Origin of the sequence: Actinokineospora sp. NBRC 105648 (genome assembly GCF_030269645.1) — a bacterium.
Classification (GTDB): domain Bacteria; phylum Actinomycetota; class Actinomycetes; order Mycobacteriales; family Pseudonocardiaceae; genus Actinokineospora.
In genome coordinates this window covers 1-25191 of record NZ_BSTR01000008.1, presented here as the reverse complement: position 1 = coordinate 25191, position 25191 = coordinate 1, and the positions used below count along the sequence as shown (strand labels likewise).

General features: G+C 70.8%; 17 protein-coding genes. 12 read left to right on the top strand and 5 right to left on the bottom strand.

Features of this window, described 5'->3' with window-relative positions; translation table 11 throughout:
• Window positions 1-339 precede the first annotated feature (339 nt).
• The 5 genes from hutH to hutI are packed head-to-tail and all read left to right on the top strand — an operon-like array spanning window position 340 to window position 7154.
• The gene (gene hutH, locus QSK30_RS10035) at window positions 340-1869 is read left to right on the top strand and encodes a histidine ammonia-lyase (protein ID WP_285501655.1); all 1530 of its coding nucleotides are present in this window, start codon (window positions 340-342) and stop codon (window positions 1867-1869) included.
• Complete coding sequence (hutU, locus tag QSK30_RS10030; protein WP_285501653.1) at window positions 1866-3527, top strand: urocanate hydratase; 1662 nt, start codon at window positions 1866-1868, stop codon at window positions 3525-3527. The genes hutH and hutU overlap by 4 nt, the downstream gene beginning before the upstream one ends.
• Window positions 3524-4714 (top strand): allantoate amidohydrolase, encoded by a 1191-nt coding sequence (locus QSK30_RS10025; protein WP_285501651.1) that lies wholly within the window; start codon window positions 3524-3526, stop codon window positions 4712-4714. Before hutU ends, QSK30_RS10025 begins: the two co-directional genes overlap by 4 nt.
• Window positions 4711-6006: a formimidoylglutamate deiminase gene (locus QSK30_RS10020; protein ID WP_285501648.1), complete on the top strand. Its 1296-nt coding sequence runs from the start codon at window positions 4711-4713 to the stop codon at window positions 6004-6006. Before QSK30_RS10025 ends, QSK30_RS10020 begins: the two co-directional genes overlap by 4 nt.
• The gene (gene hutI, locus QSK30_RS10015) at window positions 6003-7154 is read left to right on the top strand and encodes an imidazolonepropionase (protein WP_285501646.1); all 1152 of its coding nucleotides are present in this window, start codon (window positions 6003-6005) and stop codon (window positions 7152-7154) included. Before QSK30_RS10020 ends, hutI begins: the two co-directional genes overlap by 4 nt.
• On the opposite strand, the gene QSK30_RS10010 is transcribed toward hutI, so the two are convergent.
• Window positions 7105-9831, bottom strand: coding sequence for an NACHT domain-containing protein (locus QSK30_RS10010; protein ID WP_285501644.1), 2727 nt, complete (start codon window positions 9829-9831; stop codon window positions 7105-7107). The genes hutI and QSK30_RS10010 overlap by 50 nt on opposite strands.
• 101 nt (window positions 9832-9932) lie before the next feature.
• Between QSK30_RS10010 and QSK30_RS10005 the strand changes: the two genes are divergently transcribed.
• From QSK30_RS10005 to QSK30_RS37135, 7 genes are all read left to right on the top strand, one after another.
• Complete coding sequence (locus QSK30_RS10005; RefSeq protein WP_285501642.1) at window positions 9933-10925, top strand: aldo/keto reductase; 993 nt, start codon at window positions 9933-9935, stop codon at window positions 10923-10925.
• 244 nt (window positions 10926-11169) lie between these two features.
• Window positions 11170-11460: a hypothetical protein gene (locus tag QSK30_RS10000; protein ID WP_285501639.1), complete on the top strand. Its 291-nt coding sequence runs from the start codon at window positions 11170-11172 to the stop codon at window positions 11458-11460.
• 75 nt (window positions 11461-11535) lie between these two features.
• Window positions 11536-13155, top strand: coding sequence for a SulP family inorganic anion transporter (locus QSK30_RS09995; RefSeq protein ID WP_285501638.1), 1620 nt, complete (start codon window positions 11536-11538; stop codon window positions 13153-13155).
• A complete protein-coding gene (locus tag QSK30_RS09990; protein WP_285501636.1) occupies window positions 13152-15857 on the top strand; it encodes a YbcC family protein in 2706 nt (901 codons plus the stop codon). Before QSK30_RS09995 ends, QSK30_RS09990 begins: the two co-directional genes overlap by 4 nt.
• Window positions 15854-17086, top strand: a complete 1233-nt coding sequence (locus QSK30_RS09985) for a proton-conducting transporter transmembrane domain-containing protein (RefSeq protein ID WP_285501634.1) — start codon at window positions 15854-15856, stop codon at window positions 17084-17086. Before QSK30_RS09990 ends, QSK30_RS09985 begins: the two co-directional genes overlap by 4 nt.
• On the top strand, window positions 17083-18294 hold the full coding sequence (locus QSK30_RS09980) for a hypothetical protein (protein ID WP_285501632.1): 1212 nt from the start codon (window positions 17083-17085) through the stop codon (window positions 18292-18294). Before QSK30_RS09985 ends, QSK30_RS09980 begins: the two co-directional genes overlap by 4 nt.
• A gap of 51 nt (window positions 18295-18345) precedes the next feature.
• A complete protein-coding gene (locus QSK30_RS37135) occupies window positions 18346-18663 on the top strand; it encodes an NACHT N-terminal Helical domain 1-containing protein (RefSeq protein WP_502871821.1) in 318 nt (105 codons plus the stop codon).
• 127 nt (window positions 18664-18790) lie between these two features.
• Here QSK30_RS37135 and QSK30_RS09975 read toward each other — a convergent pair whose 3' ends face one another.
• The 4 genes from QSK30_RS09975 to QSK30_RS09960 form a co-directional block, all read right to left on the bottom strand.
• Window positions 18791-18970, bottom strand: a complete 180-nt coding sequence (locus QSK30_RS09975) for a DUF6104 family protein (RefSeq protein ID WP_285501630.1) — start codon at window positions 18968-18970, stop codon at window positions 18791-18793.
• Window positions 18971-19035: 65 nt separating this feature from the next.
• On the bottom strand, window positions 19036-22788 hold the full coding sequence (locus tag QSK30_RS09970) for a multifunctional oxoglutarate decarboxylase/oxoglutarate dehydrogenase thiamine pyrophosphate-binding subunit/dihydrolipoyllysine-residue succinyltransferase subunit (RefSeq protein ID WP_502871820.1): 3753 nt from the start codon (window positions 22786-22788) through the stop codon (window positions 19036-19038).
• A gap of 687 nt (window positions 22789-23475) precedes the next feature.
• Complete coding sequence (locus QSK30_RS09965; RefSeq protein ID WP_285501626.1) at window positions 23476-24159, bottom strand: methyltransferase domain-containing protein; 684 nt, start codon at window positions 24157-24159, stop codon at window positions 23476-23478.
• Between the two features lie 141 nt (window positions 24160-24300).
• Window positions 24301-24876, bottom strand: a complete 576-nt coding sequence (locus tag QSK30_RS09960; protein WP_285501625.1) for a hypothetical protein — start codon at window positions 24874-24876, stop codon at window positions 24301-24303.
• Between the last annotated feature and the right edge of the window lie 315 nt (window positions 24877-25191).

Here is a 25191-nt window from a genome sequence, read left to right as displayed (position 1 = left end):
CCCGGGGGCGCCCGCGCCCAGCCCCTACGTGAGGCACGTTCGGCCGCAGCTATCCCCGTGGCGTCTAGGTGTCCGCAGGCGGCCAAGGCGAGCATTGATCCACCCGAGCAGCCCCCATTTCCACACTACGACAGCGCACCGACAAGAGCGCCGCCTTGCGGGCAAGTTGTCCACAGGCGGGGCCAGCTGTACCCAGGCGCGGAGGACCAACGCCCAGGCCCGAGGACCAGCGCCCAAGTCCGGAGGACCAGCGCAGCTCCGCCGCCTCAGTCTGGGATACCAGACAGTGTCACCCGATCCCGGGTCGTGCGCCGCGCCCCCGGGCGCTGTGATGGGGGCATGCAGGAACGAGTTCGGATCGACGGCGGCCCGTTGACCAGGGACCAGGTCGTCGCCGTCGCGCGGGGCGGGGTCGGGGTGGTGCTGACCGAGTCGGCGCTGGCCGGGGTGGCGCGGGCGCGGGCGCACATCGAGCGGTTGGCCGACGCGGTCGAGCCGACCTACGGGGTGTCGACCGGGTTCGGGGCACTCGCCGTGCGGCACATCCCGGTTGAGCGGCGGGCGGCGTTGCAGCGGTCGTTGATCCGCTCGCACGCGGCCGGGGCCGGTCCCGAGGTGGAGCCGGAGGTGGTGCGCGCGCTGATGCTGCTGCGCCTGCGCACCCTGGCCAGCGGTCACACCGGCGTTCGTCAGTCCACAGTGGAATCCTATGCCGGCCTGCTGAACGCCGGGATCCTGCCGGTGGTGCACGAGTACGGCTCGCTCGGTTGCTCCGGTGACCTCGCCCCGCTCTCCGCGGTCGCCCTGGCGCTGATGGGCGAGGGGCAGGTGCGGGTGGGCGGCGAACTCCGCCCGGCCGCCGACGCGCTGGCCCAGGCCGGGCTGGAACCCGTTGCGCTGGCTGAGAAAGAGGGCCTGGCGCTGATCAACGGCACCGACGGCATGCTCGGCATGCTGGCGCTGGCGATCACCGACCTGCGCGCCCTGTTCGACGTCGCCGACCTCACCGCGGCGATGAGTGTCGAGGCGCTGCTGGGCACCGACCGGGTGTTCGCCGCCGACCTGCACGCCCTGCGCCCGCACCCCGGGCAGGGGCACTCCGCCGCGCGGATGGCCGCCTACCTCGAGGGCTCGCCGATCGTCGCGAGCCACCGCGGGCCGGACTGCACCCGCGTGCAGGACGCCTACTCGCTGCGCTGCTCGCCGCAGGTGCACGGCGCCGCGCGGGACACCGTGGCCTACGCCGAGATCGTCGCCGACCGGGAGTTCGCCTCCGTTGTGGACAACCCGGTCGTGCTGGCCGACGGCCGGGTCGAGTCCAACGGCAACTTCCACGGCGCGCCGGTCGCCTACGCGCTGGACTTCCTGGCCATCCCGCTGGCCGACGTGGCGAGCATGGCCGAGCGGCGCACCGACCGGATGCTCGACGTGGCCCGCTCGCACGGCCTGCCGCCGTTCCTGGCGCACGACCCGGGCGTCGACTCCGGTCACATGATCGCCCAGTACACCCAGGCCGCGGTGGTCGCCGAGCTCAAGCGGCTGGCCGCGCCCGCCTCGGTCGACTCCATCCCCAGCTCGGCGATGCAGGAGGACCACGTGTCGCTGGGCTGGTCGTCGGCACGCAAGCTGCGCCGGGCGGTCGACGGGCTGGGCACCGTGCTGGCGATCGAACTGCTGACCGCCGCCCGCGCGCTGGACCTGCGCGCCCCGCTGACCCCGGCCCCGGCCACCGCCGCCGCGGTGGCGCTGCTGCGCGAGCGCGTCCCCGGGCCCGGCCCGGACCGCCACCTCGCGCCCGAGATCGCCGCCGCTGAAGAGCTCGTCCGTTCCGGCGCCCTGTTGGCCGCCGTCGATGGGAGGACCGCGTGACCAACCCCGGACCCCGACCCGTGCGCGCCGCGCGCGGCAACACCCTCACCGCGCGCGGCTGGCAGACCGAGGCCGCGCTGCGCATGTTCCACAACAACCTCGACCCCGAGGTGGCCGAGCGCCCGGACGACCTCGTCGTCTACGGCGGCACCGGCAAGGCGGCGCGCAACTGGGCCAGCTTCGAGGCGATCAGCCGCGAACTGACCACTTTGGACCTGGACGAGACCCTGCTGGTCCAGTCCGGCAAGCCGGTCGGCGTCATGCGCACGCACGAGTGGGCGCCGCGGGTGCTGATCGCGAACTCCAACCTGGTGGGCGACTGGGCGACCTGGCCCGAGTTCCGCCGCCTGGAGGCCGCTGGCCTGACCATGTACGGGCAGATGACCGCCGGGTCGTGGATCTACATCGGTACCCAGGGAATCCTGCAAGGCACCTACGAGACGTTCGCGGCCGTGGCGGCGAAGCGGTTCGGCGGCACGCTGCGCGGGACGCTCACGCTCACCGCGGGGCTGGGCGGCATGGGCGGCGCGCAACCCCTCGCGGTGACGATGAACGACGGCGTCGCGCTGGTGGTCGAGGCCGACCCGGAACGCGCCCGGCGGCGGGTGCAGCACCGCTACCTCGACGAGCTCGCGCTCGACCTCGACGACGCGGTCGCCCGGGTCGAGCGCGCCAAGCGCGAGGGGGAGGCGCTCTCGGTCGGCGTGATCGGCAACGCCGCCGAGGTGCTGCCGGAGCTGCTGCGCCGCGGGGTCGAGGTCGACATCGTCACCGACCAGACCTCCGCGCACGACCCGCTGGCGTACCTGCCACGCGGCGTGGACCTCGACGACTGGCCCGACTACGCGGCGAAGAAGCCCGACGAGTTCACCGAGCGCGCCCGCGAGTCGATGGCCGACCACGTCGAGGCGATGGTCGGTTTCCTCGACGGCGGCGCGGAGGTCTTCGACTACGGCAACTCGATCCGCGGCGAGGCCAAGCTCGGCGGCTACGACCGGGCCTTCGACTTCCCCGGCTTCGTGCCCGCCTACATCCGCCCGCTGTTCTGCGAGGGGCGCGGCCCGTTCCGCTGGGCGGCGCTGTCCGGCGAACCGGACGACATCGCCGCCACCGACCGGGCGATCCTGGACCTGTTCCCGGAGAACGAGTCGCTGGCCCGCTGGATCCGGATGGCCCGGGAACGCGTTGCCTTCCAAGGGCTCCCGGCCCGGATCTGCTGGCTCGGCTACGGCGAGCGCCACCTCGCGGGCCTGCGCTTCAACGAGATGGTCGCCTCCGGCGAGCTGTCCGCGCCGGTGGTGATCGGCCGCGACCACCTCGACTGCGGCTCGGTGGCCTCGCCCTACCGCGAGACCGAGTCGATGGCCGACGGCTCCGACGCGATCGCCGACTGGCCGCTGCTCAACGCCCTGGTGAACACCGCCTCGGGGGCCAGCTGGGTGTCGATCCACCACGGTGGCGGGGTCGGGATCGGCCGGTCGATCCACGCGGGTCAGGTCACCGTCGCCGACGGGACCGCGCTGGCGGGCCAGAAGATCGAGCGGGTGCTGACCAACGACCCGGCGATGGGCGTGATCCGGCACGTGGACGCCGGTTACGACCGGGCCGACGAGGTCGCCGCCGAGCGCGGGGTCGCCATCCCGATGGCCCGCCCGTGACCGGGCTCGCCGACCTCGAGGACATCGGCGTCGACGCGCGCCGCGGCGGGTTCTCCCGGCACGGCTACGACCTGGCCGAGCTGGAGCTGCGCGCCTGGTTCACCGCCGAGGCGCAGGCCCGCGGGCTCGCCGTGGAGTGCGACCGCAACGGCAACCTGTGGGCGTGGTGGGGTGCCCCGGGCGACGGCGCGGTCGTCACCGGCAGCCACCTCGACTCGGTGCCCGGCGGCGGTGCGTTCGACGGGCCGCTCGGTGTCGTGTCGGCGCTGGCTGCCGTGGATGTCTTGCGGGGCCGGGGTTTCACGCCTGGGAAGCCCTTCGCGGTGGTCGTTTTCGCCGAGGAGGAGGGCGGGCGGTTCGGGGTCGCCTGCCTCGGGTCACGGCTGCTGGCCGGGGCCATCGAGCCCGCGGCGGCCCTGCGGCTGTCCGATCCGGACGGTGTGACGCTGGCCGAGGCGATGCGCTCGGCCGGGTTGGACCCCGCCCGGGTGGGGCGTGATCCCGAGGCGCTGAAGCGGATCGGGACCTTCGTCGAGCTGCACGTCGAGCAGGGGCGCGGGCTGGTCGACCTGGGCGTCCCGGTCGGGGTGGCGAGCTCGATCCTGGCGCACGGTCGTTGGCGCGTCACGGTTTCCGGTGAGGGCAACCACGCGGGTGCCACGCTGATGGTGGACCGGCGCGACCCGATGGTGGCGGCCGCCCAGGTGGTGCTGGCCGTTCGCCGGTCGGCCCTGGCGGTCGAGGGCGCGCGGGCCACCGTCGGTCGGTTGGTGCCGAACCCGGGTGGCACGAACGTCATCCCGTCCAGTGTGGACCTCTGGCTGGACGCGCGGGCCGACGACGACGCGCGGACCCGGGCGGTGGTCGCCGAGATCGCCGCCGCGGCCGAGTCCGCCGCGGCGGAGGAGGGCTGCGTGGTGACGATGACTGAAGAGTCCTATGGGGACACTGTGGTGTTCGACCCGGTGTTGCGCGACTCATTGGCCGGTGTGCTCGGCGGTGTGCCGGCGCTGCCCACCGGTGCGGGCCACGACGCGGGGATCCTCGCCGCGCACGTGCCCACTGCGATGCTCTTCGTGCGCAACCCGACCGGGATCAGCCACGCGCCCGCCGAGTTCGCCGAGGACGCCGACTGCGCCGCCGGGGTGACGGCGCTCGCCGACGTGCTGGAGTCGCTGGCCCGATGACCGCCTACTGGTGCGCTTCCGCCTGGCTGCCCGATGGAGTCGTCAACGGGGTCTTGGTCACCGAGTCGTCCGGCAAGATCACCTCGGTGTCCGTTGTGGATAGAGCGCCTGCTGGCGCGGTCGTTCTGCCGGGCCTGGTGTTCCCCGGCTTCGCCAACGCGCACTCACATGCCTTCCACCGGGCGTTACGCGGTCGCACCCACGGCGGTGGCGGCACGTTCTGGACCTGGCGTGACCGGATGTACGAGCTGGCCGGGCGGCTGGACCCGGATTCGTACCTGGAGCTGGCCCGAGCGGCGTACGCGGAGATGGCGTTGGCGGGCGTGACCTGTGTCGGCGAGTTCCACTACGTGCACCACGCCCCTGGCGGTGCCCGTTATGACAACCCGAATGCCATGGGCCATGCGTTGGCCCAGGCCGCGCGGGACGCGGGGATCCGGATCACGTTGCTCGACACCTGTTACCTGGCAGGCGGAATCGGCGAGCCGATATCGTCTGACCAGCAACGTTTCTCTGACGGCGACGCCGATGCGTGGGCCTCCCGGGTCGCCGAACTACGCCCGGACGACGGCTTCCGCATCGGGGCGGCCATCCACTCCGTGCGCGCCGTGCCCCGCGCCGAGTTGTCCACTGTGGCTGCTTTCGACGGGCCGCTGCACGTCCACCTCTCCGAGCAGCCCGCCGAGAACGAGGCTTGCCTCGCGGCCTACAGCCTCTCGCCCACCCAACTCCTCGCCGAGGCCGGAGCGCTGGGACCGCGTACGACCGCCGTGCACGCAACTCACCTGACACCCCAGGACATCGCGCTACTCGGTGGTTCCGGTACGGGCGCGTGCTTCTGCCCCACCACCGAGGCCGACCTGGCCGACGGGATCGGCCCGGCCCGCGAACTCGTGGACGCGGGCTCACCCTTGTCGCTGGGAAGTGACCAGCACGCCGTGGTCGACCCCCTCGCGGAGGCACGGGCGCTGGAACACGGCGAACGCCTCCGCACCGGCAAACGCGGTCGGTTCGCCCCCGCGGAATTGGTGGCCGCGTTGACCGCGCACCGCGCTCTCGGTTGGCCCGAGGCGGGCCGGATCGAGGTCGGTGCACCCGCGGACCTCGTCGCCGTGCGCACGGACACGGTTCGAACAGCGGGAAGCTTGGCAGAGCAGATAGTGCTGACCGCATCGGCATCCGATGTGGACACTGTGGTCGTGGGCGGCCGGGTGGTCGTCCGCTCGGGCGAGCACGTGCTGGGCGATGTCGGCGGCCTGCTGACCAAGGCGATCGAGAGGGCGTGGGCATGAGCACCCTGATCACGAACATCGGCGAGCTGACCACCAACGACGAGCGCGGCACGGTGTCCAACGCCGCCGTCGTCCTCGACCGCGACCGAGTCGCCTGGGTCGGCCCGGCGGCGAAGGCCCCAGACGCCGACACCCTGGTCGACGCGGCTGGTCGCGCCGCCCTGCCCGGCTGGGTCGACAGCCACACGCACCTGGTCTTCGCAGGTGACCGCACTGCTGAGTTCGCCGCCCGGATGGCCGGAAAGCCCTACACCGCAGGCGGAATCGCCACAACCGTCAACGCCACCCGGGCCGCGACGGACGACGAGCTGCGCGCGGTCCTGCGCAGGCACGTCGACGAGGCCGTGTCGCAGGGCACCACCTACCTGGAGACCAAGACCGGCTACGGGCTGACCGTCGAGGACGAGGTCCGCTCGGCCCGCATCGCCGCCGAGTACGTCGACGAGGTCACCTACCTCGGCGCCCACCTGGTCCCGCCGGGGGCCGACGCGGAGTCCTATGTGGAGCTGGCGGCGGGTCCGATGCTCGACGCCGTGGCCCCGTACGTGCGCTGGGCCGACGTGTTCTGCGAGACCGGCGCCTTCGACGAGTCCCAGTCCCGCCGTGTCCTCCAGGCCGCCACCGCGCACGACCTGGGCCTGCGCGTGCACGGCAACCAGCTCGGCGCCGGGCCGGGGGTGCGGCTGGCCGTGGAACTGGGCGCCGCCAGCGTCGACCACTGCACCCACCTGACCAAGTCCGATGTGGACGCGCTGGCCGGCTTCGACACCGTGGCCACCCTGCTCCCGGCCTGCGACCTGTCCACCCGCCAACCACTGCCCGACGCCCGAGCCCTGCTCGACGCCGGTGCCACCGTCGCGTTGGCCACCAACTGCAACCCCGGCTCGTCCTACACCTCGTCGATGGCGTTCTGCGTCGCCACGGCGGTGCTCCAGATGCGCATGTCCGTCGAAGAAGCCGTCCGAGCCGCCACGCTCGGAGGCGCGAAAGCGCTGCGCCGCAACGACATCGGTGTCATCCGACCGGGCGCCCGCGCCGACCTGCACGTGCTCGACGCGCCCTCGGCCACCCACCTCGCCTACCGCCCCGGCGTCCCCCTCACCTGGGCGGTCTGGCGCTCAGGCCTTCTGGTGCGTCCGCCGCGATGACCAGGGTGGGCATGGGCGTCGCGCCCGCCCACCGCCGTTCCAGCAGCGTGATGCCCACGGCGATCTTCATCAGGTAGCCCTGCAGCACCTCGCGCGTGGTCTCCCGCGCCAGCGCGACCGCGAGCAGTCGGATCTTCGCGGCCACGTCGGCGTCCACCAGCCCGCCGGCGAACGGCCCACGGGCCAAGGCGTTCAGCCGCAGGCCGGCCGTCCTGGCCCAGTCGTGGTCCGCCTGTTCGAGGAAGGTCCGGTGGACGGCGGTCAGTATCGCGGGCAGGTGTGCCAGGTCCACGCCCTCGGGCGTCCAGTCGATCAGCCAGGCCCCGGTGGCGAACTCACTCGCCACCCGGTCGTGGAAACCCGCGCGGTGCCTGTTCGGCTCGCCCAACACGGCGCTCGTGAGCGCGATACCCCAACACTCCAGGAACCCCGAGCGCACCAACGCCTTCGGTACACAAAGGACCGATCCGCGGTCGCAGTTGACCAGGTCGGCGGCGGTCGGCTCCGCGCCGAACACCGTGAGCTCCGTACTCGCCGAGATGACCGTGTTCGTCACGGCGGAGTCGTAGAGCAGTCCCCACGCCTCCTGGGCCGCCGCCCCGCCGCGGTTCCACGGCAGCCGGTCGGAGACCCTCGGCCGTGGTGGTTCCGGCAGGCCGTACCAGCACGTCGCCAGGACTCGGGCGAGCACGCCCGAGTCGAAATCCTCGCGGAGGGTGTCGATGAACTCGCCGGTGGACACGCTGTCCGGGTCGACACCCGGTGGTTTCCACAGGACGACCTCTGCCGAGGCGTGCGCCCGCGACCAAGCCAGGTGCGTTGTGCCCCAACGGTCAGCGCTCGTCTCGACCTCCGCCGCGGTGGGCAGCCGCAGCCCGGTCACCCCGGTGAGCTCGGCCAACCACGCCAGGAACCCCGCCACCTCGGCGCGGGGCACCACCGCGGCGTCCGCCCGCGAGAGCACCGGGGTCCCGCCTCGCCCGGCGTCGACCAGGTAGAGGCGGTACAGCATCTCCGGCGCCGGCTCGCGCCCGACCCGGGTACCACCACTGGTGGTCACCATGTCGTGCAGGTGGCGGCTCGCCATGGCGGCGGCCACCATGCGGCGCTGCGCCCGGTCGCCCAAACCATCCACTGAGGACTGGATGAGCTCCGCCAGTGAGACGCGCAGCCCCTCGGCCATCTCCGTGCCCGCCCCGAGGCACTCGAACGCCAGCGACAGTGCGGTCGGGGAGCGCGATCCCAGGCACGCCCGGATGATCGGGTCGGCGTCCGAGGCGGCCGTGTAGAGCAGGATGGTCTCCCGCCACCAGATGTCGTCCACCGCGCAGGCGAGGACGTCCACCAGCCCCTTCTCCCGGACCTGCGCCGCCGCCAGGTACTCCTGGAAGGTCAGGTGGGCGAAGGCGAACTGCCCGTTCTCCCACTCCACCAGCAGCCCGTCGGAGACGATCTCGGCCAGGTACTCCTCGGCGTTCATCCCGGTCGACAACCTGCGCAACAACTGGCTGAACTCGGTGGTCAGCTCCGCCCGGGACAGCTGGCGCACGCCCGCGTCCATCATCCGCCAGGCGAGCGCCCGCAGCAGGGTCAGCTTGTGTGTGCTGGCCAGACCGGTCGGCAGGTTCTTCGCCTTCTGCCGGTGCCACAGCATGACCTCGCAGATCTCGCGGTACAGGTCCGCGCGCGTGCCGGGCAGCGCGCCGCGGAAGCGGTGCACGGTGGCGATCATGGTGAGCAGCAGCGGGTTGACCGTGAGGTCCGCCAGTGCCGGTGCGGCGTCCAACCGGGTCAGCAGGTCCTCGGCGTCGGCCGCCGACCGTTCCAATGCCCGGTCCAAGCTCTCCCCGGACCCGGGCGCGGCCACCACCCGGTACCAACCCCGGACGAACGCGCGCACCTGCTCGGCGGTGAACGGCAGCACCTGCAGCACCTTGGCCCCGGCGACCGGCGCGTCGAGGAAGCCCTGCCTGCGCGAGGTCAGCACGAAGTCGTTGTCCGGGTACTGCTGCACCTGCCGCTCCACCCACGCCGACACCGACGTGCGGTCCTCCTGCCGGGCGACCTCGTCCAAGCCGTCGAACATGACCACGCACTCGCCCGCGACCAGCTTGTCGTCGAGCCAGCGCGCGGGCTCGTCCGCGGCGTGCCGGTCCAGCCGGGTGCGGACCAGCTCCGGCATCGTCGCGCCCGCCACGATCGCCCGGGTGTGGTCGCGCAGGTAGAGCAAGACCGGTACCCGGGCACCCAGGCAGACCTGGCGCGCGGTCATCCGGAGCAGTGTGGTCTTGCCGCTGCCCGGGCCGCCGAGCACCGCGAGCACCTGGTGCCCGGGCTGGTCAAGGAACCACTCGATCCGGGCCCGTTCCGACCCGGTCGCGGGCAGCGGTCCCAGGACGGCGGTGCCCACCAGCTGGGGTGCCTGGGGCACCAGGCTGACGTCGACGTACACCTTGTCCAGCTCGAGCCCGGTGTGGCTGAGGGTCTGCAGTCCCTTGAGGTCGACGTAGCGCAGCGTCTCCAGCACGAACCGGCGGTACTGGTCCCCGAACGGGTCCACCGGCCTGCGCGCCCGGGTCTTCAGACGGAGGCGGACCCCGCGCCACAGCATCGCCAGGCTCAAGGCCAAGCCGACCACCGACGCCAGGACGGCCGACGCGTCGGACCACCACTCCACTCGCCGCTCCCCCTGTTCGTCGTGCGCAGTACGACTGTCGGTGTTCCCACCCGACCCGTTTCACCCCGGAGCTGGAGCTGCTCCGGGGTTAGGTTGGGACCATGGAGTACACCCACCTCGGCCGCAGTGGCCTCTCGGTTTCCCGGCTGGTGCTGGGCACGATGAACTTCGGCCCGCAGACCACCGAGGCCGACAGCCACACGATCATGGACCGCGCGCACGAGCACGGCATCAACTTCTTCGACACCGCCAACGTCTACGGGTGGCAGAAGGGCGAGGGGATCACCGAGAACATCATCGGGCGCTGGTTCGCCCAGGGCGGCGGGCGGCGCGAGAAGACCGTGCTGGCCACCAAGCTCTACGGCAGCATGGGCGACTGGCCCAACGAGACCTTCCTGTCCGCGCTGAACATCCGGCGGGCCGCCGACGCCTCGCTCAAGCGCCTGCGGACCGACTACATCGACCTCTACCAGATGCACCACGTCGACCGGGACACGCCGTGGGAGGAGGTCTGGGAGGCCTTCAGCGTCCTGCGCCAGCAGGGCAAGGTGCTCTACTTCGGCTCGTCGAACTTCGCCGGCTGGCAGCTGGCCCAGGCCCAGGAGGCGGCCCGGACCCGGCACTTCCTCGGGCTGGTGTCCGAGCAGTCGATCTACAACCTGCTCACCCGGTGGGTCGAGCTCGAGGTGCTGCCCGCGGCCAAGCACTACGGCCTGGGCGTGATCCCGTGGTCGCCGCTGCACGGCGGCCTGCTCGGCGGTGTGCTGCGCAAGCAGCGCGAGGGCGGCGCGGTGCGCGGCGTGCAGGGCCGGTCCAAGGAGGGCCTGGAGGAGCACCGCGAGGTCATCGAGGCCTACGAGAAGCTCTGCGCCGACCTCGGTGAGGACCCGGCGCACGTCGGGCTGGCCTGGCTGCTGGCCCAGGACGGGGTCACCGGCCCGATCATCGGCCCGCGCTCGGCCGAGCAGCTCGACGGCTCGCTGCGCGCGCTGGAGATCACCCTCGACGAGGAGTTCCTCGGCAAGCTCGACGAGCTCTTCCCAGCACCTGGACCCAATGGCGCGAAGCCCGCGCCGGAGGCCTACGCCTGGTAGGAGTCCCGCGATCCGCGAACGGCCCCCGGTGCGACGCGCCGGGGGCCGTGCTAATTCGGCAAAAAGGACATAGCCACCCGGCAGGTCCACGTGGTATGTCACTTTGTGTTTAAATGCGAATACTTTCCCCTTGACGGCGGTTCCACGCGCCCGAGATGATCGATAAGTCCTGGATCGCCACCGACGGCGAATTCTGTGAATCATCACCAGTCATCCGGGCTTTCCATTTCTGGGGAGGGGTGTCATGCGCGCGCTCGCCGTTGTTCTCGTCGCGCTGGCACTCCTCGGCGCCCCGCTGCCCGGCCACGCGCACGCGCGGTGCGCGCCTGTCGAGGAATCCGCGGAGTACGCCTTACGGGCGGTGAATTCCCCGGTAATCGAGCAAGATCTTGACAATACCGTCGACCTTGTGCCGCCCTCCGGCAGCGAAACCCCTTGCCACGGCCGGTTCCTGGCCGCCACCGGACCCCGGCCGATCCCGGCCGAGGTGCCCGGGGCGGCCTGGGCCGCGCGCGGGCCGCCGCGCCGCGACTGATCCTCCGCCGAGCACGGGCCCCGACCGAAAAATCTGTCGGGGTGGTCCTGTCGCGCCCGAAACAAGGATGAGTCGATGTCCGAACAAATTGCCAAGCCGCTTTCCGATGTCACCGACCCGCCGCCAAGACGTTTCCCCGTCGGTGATCTGAAGTCCGGTTTCCTGGTCTCGCTGATCGCACTTCCGCTGTGCCTCGGTATTGCCCTGGCCAGCGGTTTCCCGCCGATCGCCGGGGTGCTCACCGCCATTGTTGGCGGAATTCTGGGCGGACTGCTCGGCGGTGCGCCGCTGACCATCAAGGGACCCGCTGCCGGACTCATCGTGATCGCCGTCGGGGCCGTGCACGACCTGGGCCAGGGCGACCTGGTCGCGGGCTACCGGCGCGCGCTGGCCGTCGGGGTGGTCGCCGCGCTGCTGCAGATCCTGTTCGCCGCGGTGCGCGCCGCGGGTATCGGCGTGGCCATGTCGCCGTCGGTGGTGCACGGCATGCTGGCCGCGATCGGCGTGATCATCATCGCCAAGCAGGCGCACGTGGTGCTCGGGGTCAAGCCCACCGCGGACACCCCACTCGGGCTGCTCGCCGAGATCCCGCACAGCGTCGCGCACGCCAACCCCTACATCGTGCTGATCGGCGTGCTGGCGCTGCTGATCCTGTTCGGGCTGCCGTTCGTGCGCGCCCGCTGGAGCAAGGTCGTGCCCGCGCCGCTGATCGTGCTGGCCGTGGCCATCCCGATCGGGCTGGCGCTGCACCTGTCCAGCGCGCACGACTACCGGTTCGCCGATTCCTCCTTCCACCTCGGCCCGGAGTTCCTGGTCCGGCTGCCCGCCTCGCTGCTCGACGCGATCACCTTCCCGGACTTCTCCCAGGTGTTCAGCGGCACCTCGGTGCAGTACGTGGTCATGTTCGCGCTCATCGGGTCGATCGAGTCCACGCTGACCGTGCTCGCCGTCGACGCGATGGACCCGGCCAAGCGCCCCTCGGACCTCAACCGCGACCTGCTCGCCATCGGCGTCGGCAACCTGACCTCGGCGTTCATCGGCGGCCTGCCGATGATCTCGGAGATCGTGCGCAGCAAGGCCAACCTGGACTCCGGCGCCAAGTCGCGCTGGTCGAACGTCTGCCACGGCGCGATCCTGCTGCTGTTCGTCGCGCTGATCCCGGGCCTGGTGCAGACGATCCCGCTCGCCGCGCTGGCCGCCATGCTGGTCTACACCGGCTTCCGGCTGGCCTCGCCGCGCGAGTTCGTGCACGTCGGCAAGATCGGTTGGGACCAGCTGCTGCTGTTCCTGACCACGCTGATCGTCACCCTGGCCACCGACCTGCTCGTCGGCGTCGGGACCGGCCTGGCGCTCAAGATCGTGCTGCACCTGGCGCGCGGCGTGCCGCTGCCCGCGTTCTTCCGCCCGCGCCCGCAGGTCAGCCGGGACGGTTCCGTGCTGCGCGTCCGGGTGCCCGGCGCGGCGGTCTTCCCCGCGCTGCTGCCGCTGCGCAAGCAGATCGCCAAGGCGGACGAGGGGGTCACCGAGATCGTCGTCGACGTGCGCGACGCGGCCGTGGTCGACCACACCTTCCTGGCCCGCCTCGACGAGCTGGCCAAGGAACTGCCGGGCGCGACGCTGACCGTCACCGGGCTCGACGAGCTGGAGCCGGTCTCCGCGCACCCGCAGGCGCTGCGCCGCAGGCGCCGGTCATGAGCGGGCTGATCGGCCCGCTGGTCGAGCGGGCCGCCGGGCTGCTGCCCGAGCAGGGACCGCTGCAGGCCTTCGTGCACCACAACACGCTGCACGCCTTCGAGCACCTGCCGTTCGCCGACGCCGTGGTGCGCGCGGGGGAGCTGTTCGGCACCGAGCCGTTCCCGGCTGAGGCCGAACTGCACGGGCACGTGCGCTCCGGTCGGATCACCCACGCCGACATCGACGCCGTGGTGGCCGCCGAGGTCGCCGACGACGGCGCGCCGATCATGCCCGGCGGCCCGACCCGCCGGGAGTTCCACGCACTCCGGCTGCGCCACCTCGTCGACGTTCCGCGTGGTGCCGCGCTTTCCTGGCTGCTGGCGGAATCCGCGGATCTGGGCGTGACGTGGGACTGCCTGCGCGAGGCCGCGCCACGGGTGGTGCCGGTGGCCGGTCCCATGCCGCGCCCGCGTGATCGCGTGCTGGCGGCGACCGGCGTGGACCCCGATCAACTGGCCCACCCGGTGCTCATCCGGCTCACCGCGGCGTTCCTGGACCAAGGCGTCGCCTACTGGCCGATGCCCGGGCGCGACGGCGGGCTCCTCGCGGCTTTCGTTGCCCTGTATGGGAAGCCGGGTGGTCCGCCGGACCGGTTCCTGCGCGGTCTGCCCGCGTGCCTTCGGGCGCACCGGGACTGGGACGCCGAGCGCACCATCGCCTGGGCGCTGACCGAGCTGGAGGTGCCGGAGCCGGAGTGGGGCGAGGCCGTCCTGGCCACCCTGCTGTCGCTGCGCGGGTGGGCGGGCATGGTGCGCCACCTGGAACTGCGCCCCGACCGCGCGCCGGTGGCCGCGCCACCCGCGCGGCTGGTGGACTACCTGGCGGTGCAGCTCGTCCTCGACGTGTTCGCCGCCAGGCACGTTCTGGCGACGACTGACCCGCACCTGGTCGTCGAGGTGACCGCGCGGCCGGACCTGGAGCTGGCCTATGAGGCGTTCGTGCTCGCCGAGATCCTCGGCGTCGAGCCGACCGACCCGACGGCCTGGCTGACCGTGGTGGGCGGCTGCGACGGCATCGAGCGCAGGCGCCTGCTGCACGCCGCCTACGAGCGCAGGCACCGCGTCGGGGTGCTCGACGGGCTCGCCGCCCACCAGGCACTGTCCACTCAGGTCACCGAGGCACCCGCGTTCCAGGCTGTCTTCTGCATTGACGAGCGCGAGGAGTCGTTGCGCAGGCACCTGGAGGAGAACAGCCCCTCGGTGGAGACCTTCGGCTACGCGGGCTTCTTCGGCGTGGCGATGAACTACCGGGGTGCGCACGACATCAAGTCCACTCCACTGTGCCCGGTGGTGATCACCCCCACGCACGACGTGGTGGAGCGGCCGATCGGCTCGACGCGCGCGTTCACCCGGCGCGCCCGGGCGGGCTGGACCCACCTGGTCTCGGTGGGCAGCCGCACCCTGGCCCGCGGTGGCGTGCTGAGCCTGGCCATGGGCGTGGCGGGTTTCTGCTCGCTGGTCAGCCGTTGCCTGTTCCCGCGCCAGGCCCAGCACTGGGCGCACCGGTTCGACGGCAAGCCGCCCGCGACCCGGCTCGACCTCGGCTTCACAGTGGCCGAGATGACCGCCATCGTGGCGAACGTGCTGCGCACCACCGGCGTTCTCGCCGCACCCGCACCGATAGTCCTGCTGGTGGGCCACGGGTCCTCGAGCATGAACAACCCGCACGAGTCCGCCCACGACTGCGGCGCGACCGGCGGCGGTCGGGGCGGGCCGAACGCGCGGGCGTTCGCCGCGATGGCCAACCACCCGGACGTCCGAAGTGGACTGGGCCTGCCCGACGGCACCTGGTTCGTCGGCGCGTACCACAACACCTGTGACGACTCGGTGACCTACTTCGATGAGGACCTGGTCCCGTCCAGCCACCTGGAACCTCTGGCAGCGGCCAAGTTCGCCCTCGCCGAGGCATGCGTGCTCGCCGCGCACGAGCGCTGCCGCCGGTTCGAGACCGCGCCGACCGACCTGGCCCTCGCCGACGCGCTCGCGCACGCGGAGACCCACGCGGTCGACCTCGGCCAGCCCCGGCCGGAGTACGGCCACGCCACCAACGCCGTGTGCGTCGTCGGCCGCCGCTCCCGCACCCGCGGTCTCTACCTCGACCGCCGCGCTTTCCTGGTCTCCTACGACCCCGCCGCCGACACCGACGACGCGCTGCTCACCGGGCTGCTGCTCGCGGTCGGACCGGTCTGCGCGGGCATCAACCTGGAGTACTACTTCAGCTACATCGACCCGGCGGGCTACGGCTGCGGGACCAAGCTGCCGCACAACATCACCGGGCTGATCGGGGTGATGGACGGGCACGCGTCCGACCTGCGCACCGGGTTGCCCTGGCAGATGGTCGAGATCCACGAACCGGTGCGACTGCTGCTGGTCGTCGAGGCATCGCCCGCGCGGCTGCTGGCGATCCTCGCCGCGCACGCGAACCTGGGCAGGCTGGTCGGCAACGGCTGGGTCCAGCTGGTCTCGTGGGACTCCGACGGCCAGATGAACGTCTTCCAGGACGGCGCCTTCCAGCCCTACACGCCGGAAACCGGGCACTTCCCGGTCGTCGAGCGCTCCGCGGACGTCTACGCGGGCAAGCGCGAGCACCTCGGTTGCGCGCACGTCATGGCCGCCATCGAGCTACCGGTGCCGGTCTTCGCCGCCACGCAGGACGCGTTGTGAGCGGGCAGGTGTTGCTCGTCGCCGCCGTGGCCGTGCCGCTGGTGACGGTCTTCGTGCTGGCACTGGTGTTGTGGTCGGGAAGGCCGTTGGGCGAGCGCGCGGTGTCGAACCTGGTGATCCTCGCCGCGGCGGTGTCCGCGGTGTCGGGACTCGGGATGGCGGTTGTGTCCCTTGTGGATGGACCGATCGCGGTGTCGTTGGGCACCTGGTTCGCCGACTTCCCGCTGCGGCTGCGCGCTGACTGGCTGTCGATCCCGGTGGCGACGATGGCGGCCCTGCTCGGGTGCCTCATCGGCGCGTTCTCGCAGCGCTACCTGCACCGCGACCCCGGGTTCCGCCGCTTCTACCTGCTGCTGGCGCTGTTCGTCGCGGCCGTCGAGCTCGTGGTGCTGGCGGGGACGCTCGACCTGCTCATCGTGGGTTGGGAGCTCGCGGGCCTGGCGTCCGCGCTGCTGATCGCGTTCTTCCACCACCGCAACGGTCCAGTCGCACACGGCTTGCGCGCGTTCATCACCTACCGGGTCAGCGACATCGGCCTGGTCGGCGCCGCGGTCGTGGAGCACCGAGGCGGCAGCCACACGGCTGTCGGACTCCTGTTGCTGTGGGCGGTGATCGGCAAGTCCGCGCAGTTCCCGCTCGGCGGCTGGCTGCCCCGCGCGATGGAGGGCCCGACCCCGTCCAGCGCGATCTGCTACGGCGCCATCTCGGTGAGCCTGGGACCATACCTGTTGCTGCGCAACGGGATCAATGGCTCAGCGGTCGTCGCGGTCGGCGTGGTCACGGCCGTGTTCGCGACGCTCGTCGGGCGCGCGCAGACCGACATCAAGAGCACGTTGGCGTACGCGTCAATGACGCAGATCGCCTTGGTGCTCGTAGAGATCGGCCTCGGGCTCGAGGTCCTCGCCCTGGTCCACCTGCTGGCCCACGCCGCGCTGCGCAGCGCGCAGATCCTCCGCTCGCCGAGCCTGCTGCACGACCACCACCACCTCGAACAGGCCCTCAACGCCCCACTTCCCCGCACCGGCAAGCACTTCGACTGGCTGCTGCCGCGCGGCGCCCAAGCGTGGCTGTACCGCTTCGCCCTCGAACGCGGTTACGTCGACGCCTTCCTGGTGGACCGGGTGGTCGGCGGTCTGGTCCGCGCGGTGCGCGGCCTCGACGCCGCGGGCGAACGCTGGGTCCGGCGGTCCAGCACGCGACCGCCTGCCCACCCGGCGGTGTCCCGGTGATCGCCCTGGCCCCGCTGGCCGTGGTCGTGGTGTGGTTGGTGGCGGCGGAGGTCGTCGCCCGGGTTCCCGACCCCGGGTCCGCCCGCCGAGTCGCGACCTGGTGCGCGGCGGCTGCCGTCGGCTTGTCGCTGCTGTCGATCGCCCTCCCGACCGAGCGGGTGGCCGACGTCGTGGGCTTGGCGGTGAGCCCGGGTGCCGGCGCCCAGGCGTGCACGGCGATCAGCCTGGCGGGCCTGCTCATCGCCGCGATGAGTCCACTTGCGACACACATACCCGCTGTCTTGGCCCGCGCCCTGCGGCTGGTGGCGGTCTCGTGCGCGCTGCTGGCAGTGCGGCACAACGGTTTCGACGCTGCCCTGATCGCCGTCTCGACGTGGCTGACGTGGTCTGGTCTGCGCGGGAGATCGGATGGCCTGGACCGGCTGTTCGCGCTGTACCAGGTCCCGGCCGTCGTGCTGTTCCTGGTGGGCGCCGTCATGCCGGGGTTGGCAGGCGAGATCGCTCTCCTGCTCGGCGCGGCCATCCGACTCGCGATCATCCCGGCCCACGCGTGGTTCCCGCGCTTCGTCGACCGCGCGCCGATCGGGATCGTCGTGGCCTACCTCAGCACACCGGTGATCCTGCTTTCCCCTACTGGCAACACATCCGCCGTCATCGGGGTGCTGTCGGTCGCGATCGCCGCGATCTTCGCCGTGGTCCAGACTGACGCTCACCGAGCCCTCGCGTATCTCGTGATAGCCGCCAACGGCCTGGCACTGGCAGGCGCCGCTTGGCCGACGGCCTTGGTCGCCACCGCTGGCCTGGCGATGACAACGGGCGTGCTCGCCGCCCGCCGAGGCACCCTCTCCTACACCACCCCGAGCGGCGACCTGTCCAACACCCCGCGACTAGCAGTGGCCTACGTGCTCTTCGCCTTGGCCCTAGCGGGTTTCCCGCTACTGCCGGGCTTCGCCGACGACCACGCCCTACTGGCCGAGATCGCGCTCCCGCTGGCCCTCATCGCCGTACTGGCGATGGCGGTCAACGGGATGACGGCACTACGCGGCTTCCTCGGCCTGTTCACCCGCCTCCGAACCCCCACCGGCGAACGAGACCTCACCAGACTGGAGAACTGCGCCGTAGCCATAACGCTAGCCACCCTGGTGATCTGCGGCGTCGTCCCCGGTATCACCAGCTCAGCGGCCCAACCCGTCTCCACCCACCGCTGACCAACGAAACGGTGCAGCGGCCGACACCGATGACAACGGAGAGCATTCGATCTGTCACGGGAGGCCGTCATCACGGGTCTGGAGAGCGCGGCTCTGAAAGTCGGCGCGTCGGTCGCGACGCACGGCGCGAAGTGGTGGATGCGGCGCCGGACCAAGCGGGCGGAGCAGCGGTCGACGCTGGTGGAGCTGGTGGACGCCGAGCTCGCCAGCCCACTCCAGCGGGTCAGGGTGACCAGCCTGGTCGACCGCATCGGCCACCAGGTCGCCGAACAACTGGCCCCGACCCTGGCCCTACCTTCAGAACTTCGAGAGCTTGGATCTATCCCCGCTGACCAAAATTGCAAGGTTGGGCGTCATTCGCTTCTATAATGCACCTAACAACTTCGATCTCGCCAATTTGTCTGGTTGGCGAGGCTCCCTTTGGCTTCGGCGTAATTCGGTCTATCGAGGCATTGAAAAGCTTGGCCCAGGAGTCGATGTCAAATATAGGTAGACCTCACTCGTCGATCTCGTCGTCGTCGCGTGCCAGGAAGGTGGCGAAGCGTTCCACCGGGGTCTCGAACTCCGGGTTGTTGTCGACGAAAGCCCGCATCCGATCAGCCAGCCACGCCAGGGTCACCTCCTCCTCCCCGCGCCGCTGTTCCAGTTCCTCGATCCCGCGATCGGTGAAGTACACCCGAGACTCCTCCAAAAAGGCCGGGGCCGCTGGTAACCCCAGCGGCCCCGGAAATCCTGCAACGACTAGTCGAACGCCTTCTCGATCAGTGCCCGCTGCTCCAGCTCGTGCACCTTGCTCGACCCCGCCGACGGGGCCGACATCGGGCGCCGCGACACCCGGGTGATCCGGGTGAGGCGGTCGGCGAACAGCTCCGGCAGGGCCAGGCCGTAGAACGGCCAGGAGCCCTGGTTCGCCGGCTCCTCCTGGACCCACCGGACGTCGTTGGCGTTCGGGTAGCGGTCGAAGATCTTGCCCATCTTCCGCTGCGGCACCGGGTAGAGCTGTTCGATGCGCACGATCGCCGTGTCCTGGGCGCCGCGCTTCTCCTTCTCCGCCGCCAGCTCGTAGTAGAGCTTGCCGGAGACGAACAGGATCTTGCGCACGCCCTCGGGCGCGGGGCTGCTCGGGTCGTCGATCACCGACTCGAACCTGGTGTCGGTGAGGAAGTCCTCGACCGGGCTGGTGGCCGCCTTGTTGCGCAGCATGGACTTCGGCGTGAACACCACCAGTGGGCGCTGCACACCGTCGAGGGCGTGCCTGCGCAGCAGGTGGAAGTAGTTCGCCGGGGTGGACGGCACGGCCACCGTCATCGAGCCCTCGGCGCACAGCTGCAGCCAGCGCTCGATGCGGCCCGAGGTGTGGTCCGGGCCCTGGCCCTCGTGCCCGTGCGGCAGCAGCACGACCACGTCGGACACCTGGCCCCACTTGGCCTCGCTGGAGGAGATGTACTCGTCGATCACCGACTGGGCGCCGTTGACGAAGTCGCCGAACTGGGCCTCCCACAGCACGAGCGCGTCGGGGTTGGCGACCGAGTAGCCGTACTCGAAGCCGAGTGCGGCGTACTCCGAGAGGGCCGAGTCGTAGACCATGAACTTGCCCTGGTCGTCGGACAGGTTCTGCAGCGGCAGGTACTCCCGGCCGGACTTGCGGTCGATGATCGCCGCGTGCCGCTGGGTGAACGTGCCGCGGCGCGAGTCCTGGCCTGCCAGGCGGACCATGCGGCCCTCCAGGGTCAGCGACCCGAACGCCAGCAGCTCGCCGTAGGCCCAGTCGATGCCGCCCTCGCGGACCATCTTCTCGCGCCGCTCCAGCACCGGCTTGACCCGCGGGTGCACGGTGAAGCCGTCGGGCAGCGAGACGTGCGCGTCGGCGATCCGCTCGAGCACCGAGCGGTCGACGCCGGTGGCCAGCTTGGTCGGCACCTGCTGCTCGGACTCCACCGACGGGCTCGGCGAGATCGGGTGCTTCTCCAGCTCCCGCACCTCGTTGAACACGTGCTCGAGCTGGCTGGAGAAGTCGCGCAGCGCCTTCTCGGCCTCCTCGACGGAGATGTCGCCGCGGCCGATCAGCGCCTCGGTGTATCCCTTTCGGACACTGCGCTTGGTGTCGATGATGTCGTACATGCCCGGCTGGGTCATCGACGGGTCGTCGCCCTCGTTGTGCCCGCGGCGGCGGTAGCAGACCAGGTCGACCACGACGTCCTTGTTGAACGTCTGCCGGTAGTCCATCGCCAGCCGCGCCACCCAGTAGCAGGCCTCCGGGTCGTCGCCGTTCACGTGGAACACCGGCGCCTGGATCATCTTCGCCACGTCGGTCGCGTACTGCGAGGAGCGCGAGTGCTCCGGCGCGGTGGTGAAGCCGACCTGGTTGTTGATCACGACGTGCACCGTGCCGCCGGTGCGGTAACCGCGCAGCAGGGCCAGGTTGAGCGTCTCGGCGACCACACCCTGGCCCGCGAAGGCCGCGTCGCCGTGCAGCGCGACCGGCAGCACGGAGAACCCGATGCCGCTGGCGTCGCCCTTGTTCAGCAGGTCCTGCTTGGCCCGCACGATGCCCTCGAGCACCGGGTCGACGGTCTCCAGGTGCGAGGGGTTGGCGGTCAGCGACACCCTGGTCTCGCCGTCGCCGAACATCCGGAAGTACTTGCCCTCGGCGCCCAGGTGGTACTTCACGTCGCCGGAGCCGTGCGCCTGGCCCGGGTCGAGGTTGCCCTCGAACTCCTGGAAGATCTGCGAGATCGGCTTGCCGACGATGTTGGCCAGCACGTTGAGCCGACCGCGGTGCGGCATGCCGATGACGACCTCGTCGAGCTCGTACTCGGCCGCCTTGTCCAGCAGCGTGTCCAGCAGCGGGATGACCGACTCGCCGCCCTCGAGCGAGAACCGCTTCTGCCCGACGTACTTGGTCTGCAGGAACGTCTCGAACGCCTCGGCGGCGTTGAGCTTGGACAGCACGTACTTCTGCACGGCCGCCGGGGGCTTCTCGTGCGCGACCTCGACCCGGTCCTGGATCCAGCGCCGCTCGGCCGGGTCGAGGATGTAGGTGTACTCCACGCCGACGGTGCGGCAGTAGGAGTCGCGCAGGACGCCGAGGACGTCGCGCAGCTTCATCCGCTCCTTGCCCGCGAAGCCGCCGACCGGGAACTCCCGGTCGAGGTCCCACAGGGTCAGCCCGTGCGAGAGGACGTCGAGGTCCTCGTGCTTGCGCTGCCGGTAGTTCAGCGGGTCGGTGTCGGCCATCAGGTGCCCGCGGGTGCGGTAGGCGTCGATCAGGCCGATCACCCGGGCGGTCTTGTCGACCGGGCCCTCGGCGAAGTCCTCCATCCAGCGGATCGGCTCGTACGGGATCCGCAGGGAGGTGAAGATGTCGTCGTAGAAGCCCTCCTCACCCAGCAGCAGGTGGTGGATCTCGCGCAGGAACTCGCCGGACTCGGCGCCCTGGATGATCCGGTGGTCGTAGGTGGACGTCAGCGTGATGATCTTGCTGATGCCCATCTCGATCAGGGTCTTCTCGCTGGCGCCCTGGAACGGCGCCGGGTACTCCATCGCGCCGACGCCCAGGATCGCGCCCTGGCCGACCGACAGGCGCGGCACCGAGTGGTTGGTGCCGATGCCGCCGGGGTTGGTCAGCGAGATGGTGGTGCCCGCGAAGTCGTCGTTGGTCAGCGAGCCGCCGCGGGCCTTGCGGATCAGGTCCTCGTAGGCCTGCCAGAACTGCTGGAAGGACATCCCCTCGCAGCCCTTGATCGAGGCCACGACCAGGTTGCGCGAGCCGTCCTTGCCCGGCAGGTCGATCGCCAGGCCCAGGTTGACGTGCTCGGGGGTGACCGCGAACGCCTTGTTCTCGGCCTCGGCGTAGTGCCGGTTCATGTTCGGGTACGCCTCGAGCGCCCGGACCATGGCGTAGCCGATGAGGTGGGTGAAGGAGACCTTGCCGCCGCGGGTCCGCTTCAGGTGGTTGTTGATCACGATGCGGTTGTCCGCGAGCAGCTTCGCGGGCACCGCGCGCACGCTGGTGGCGGTGGGCAGCCCCAGCGAGGCGTTCATGTTCTTCGCGATCGCCGCGGCCGCGCCGCGCAGCGGCTTGCGCTCCTCGCCACCGGACTTGGCCGGGGTGGCGGGCGTGGCGGGCGCCTTGTTGTTCGGCGGCGCGGGCGCCTCGGCCGACTTCGCGGGCGCGGCGGGGGCGGTGGCCGTGGTGGTCTTGGCGACGGCGGGTGCCGGGGGGTTCTTCACCGCGGGTGCCTGGCCGTTGCTGGTCATGCCGCCTGCCTGTCCACTACCCGCCTGTCCGCCCGGCCTGCTCGGGCTCGTCTTGGTCTCCGGCGGAGCGCCGCTCTTGGTCGCGGTCGACCTCGTCGAGGTGTCGCCCGCGGCCGCCGTCTTGGCCTTGGCCGCACCCTGGGTCGCCGCCCGGGGTGTTGGCTTGTAGTCCGCGAAGAAGTCGTGCCATGCGGGGTCTACTGACGACGGGTCCGCGAGGAACTGCTCGTACATCTCCTCGACGAGCCACTCGTTCGCACCGAACTGTGACGCAGGACTACTGGACACGGCTGGCTCTCGCCTCTATCCATCTCGATCTCGTATTGAACGCACTCCCCGGTCAGGCTAGTCCCCCGGTCAGGGCGGTGGTGACCCAACCAACCAGCCGTGAGACACCTCATGGGTGGTCCTGCGCACTGTATCGATTGAGGTACCGATCATGTGCGCTAAGTCCGGCCCGCGGACAGCCGCCGGACGACCTTGGTAGGGCCGGAGTTCGACTGGATTTCACCCGACCGAGTGATCGCCGAACGGTCGCCGAATGGTCGCCGACGAGCAGCCTGCCGCCGAGGAGCGGAAGCCGAGTGGTCACCGGCGTCCGGACGGCGCACAACCGGCCGCACCCGGCTGGACCCGGCCCCCGGGACGGAGTCGCCCGTGGTGGCGCACCCGTCGGGAGGCCGGGTAGCCGCGGGCGCCGCCCAGTTCACCCTGGTTCGACGACCATCGAACTGTGGCTCGCCGACCCCGCGACGCGTGGTGGACCCGAAGCGCACTGACACCGGGCCCCGGTCGACCGACCCGCACCAGCCGCCGAGCGCCGTCACGAGCGCGGTGGCTCTGGACCCGGTCGTTCACGTCCGGTCCGGCCAGTACTTGGCGTGGTGGTGGCCGACATGGCCTCGCGCGCGGTGCCGCTGCTCAGACCCGCCCCACGAGCTGGAACATCCGGGCGGTGTGCGGGTAGGGGAATCGGTTGGTGACGGCCAGCTCCAGCTTCTCGAGCTCGGCGAAGAAGTCGGGGTCGTGCTTGCGGTCGTCGTCGGTGATGTAGTCGCAGAAGCTGCGGATCCCGTAGTGCGCGAGGACCGTGCCCCCGAGTCCACTGAGCGCGGCCCCGATGCCTTCGGCGGTGTGCAGGGTGATCCCGGTGCCGAACGTCGCTGTCCGGGCCTGATCGGTCCCCAACGCCGCCAGCGCGGCACCCAGGTCCAACTCGCGAACCGCGAGGGCCAACGGCGCAGAGTGCTGGTTGATGGCCATCACCGAGAAGATCCCACCCGCCCGCAACGGCGCCAGCACGGCAGCGAGAGTCGCGACGGTGTCGTCCACGTACTGCACCAGGTTGTGGCAGAGCACCACGTCGAACTGCCCCTCGACTATCTCCCGAGGCATCTCGGACACATCAGCCTCGACAAAGGCGACCCGCTCCGAAACACCGGCCCGAGCCGCCCGCTCAATCCCGGCCGAGATCATCGCCGAGGAATAGTCGACAACCGTGACGTGATGCCCTCGCTCGGCCAGCCGCACCGCGTCACCGCCATCGCCGCCACCCAGGTCCAACACTCGAGAAGCGTCGGCACCGAGGTGTCGCCCTAGATTCACCTCCGCCAACGTATAACGCAGTCGCCCCCAAGGGCTTTCCTGCCACGCCCGCCACCCGGTCAATGCCGCGTCAAACACCCCAGTGTCATCACTCACCAAGCCACACTACCCACCCAAGCCCCCTCGATTCGTAGTCAAAATTCAGGTGACCCGCTCGCGAAGGCCGGCGGCCAGCCCCGCGACGGTCAAGAGGTCGAAGAGTCCGCCGCCGTACTCCACCAGCCACCGCCGCCGGACACCACCGATCCGCAGTCGCAAGTGGACTCTCGTGGCCTGGCCCGCCCGCGCGGTCAACAGGATCACCCAACTGAACCGGACCCGACCCCGAACCGACCAGTACACGATCACCCCCGGCGCCTCATGCCTGACCACCTCGAAAGTCGCACCAGCACCACCCCAGTCGTCGATCACGTCACCGGGCACGAGCACCTGCAGAGCGGGATCGATCCGACGAAGGGCACGACGGCGCACGGGCAACACAGCCTCAACCCAGCGGGGGAGGTACCAACCGGCCCGGTTCTTGCCGAGCTGCGCGAACCACGGCCAGGCGCTCGTGGGTGGCACGGGAAGGGTGAACCCCCGATCCATCACCACGTCAGCATCGACGACCAACTCGTCCCCCGGCACAACCGCACCGATCTCAACGGCCTCAGCCCGAACACCGAAGTCGAACATCGACCGCTCCAACCCCACCGCCCCGATCTTGAATGCTCTCAATCCTTGAATGCTCTTAATCTCTACAACCACTCTCGCTGGTACGCAAGTCCCGCTACGGATGCTCGATCTAGTGGACTCGCTTCGTGTGGGGGAGGAGTGCCGCTAAACTTGCCGTGTGGTGGGGATACCCTTCACCCGCCCTTTTTTCGCCACCGCGGTGCTCTAGGGGCCCTTGACCTCAAGGGCCCCTAGGGCCTGTATCGAAGTGGGTCAGAGCCATTCGTTGATGGCAGCGATGTGGACGGTGGCCTCGTAGCGGACGGCGAGTTTGTCGTAGCGGGTGGCCACCCCACGGTGACGTTTGAGCCGGTTGAT

Excerpts from the sequence above, each read along its gene's own strand:
- hutH (WP_285501655.1), top strand. The coding sequence starts at position 340 with ATGCAGGAACGAGTTCGGATCGACGGCGGCCCGTTGACCAGGGACCAG.
- QSK30_RS10020 (WP_285501648.1), top strand. The coding sequence starts at position 4,711 with ATGACCGCCTACTGGTGCGCTTCCGCCTGGCTGCCCGATGGAGTCGTC.
- hutI (WP_285501646.1), top strand. The coding sequence starts at position 6,003 with ATGAGCACCCTGATCACGAACATCGGCGAGCTGACCACCAACGACGAG.
- QSK30_RS10005 (WP_285501642.1), top strand. The coding sequence starts at position 9,933 with ATGGAGTACACCCACCTCGGCCGCAGTGGCCTCTCGGTTTCCCGGCTG.
- QSK30_RS10000 (WP_285501639.1), top strand. The coding sequence starts at position 11,170 with ATGCGCGCGCTCGCCGTTGTTCTCGTCGCGCTGGCACTCCTCGGCGCC.
- QSK30_RS09995 (WP_285501638.1), top strand. The coding sequence starts at position 11,536 with ATGTCCGAACAAATTGCCAAGCCGCTTTCCGATGTCACCGACCCGCCG.
- QSK30_RS09990 (WP_285501636.1), top strand. The coding sequence starts at position 13,152 with ATGAGCGGGCTGATCGGCCCGCTGGTCGAGCGGGCCGCCGGGCTGCTG.
- QSK30_RS09970 (WP_502871820.1), bottom strand. The coding sequence starts at position 22,788 with ATGTACGAGCAGTTCCTCGCGGACCCGTCGTCAGTAGACCCCGCATGG.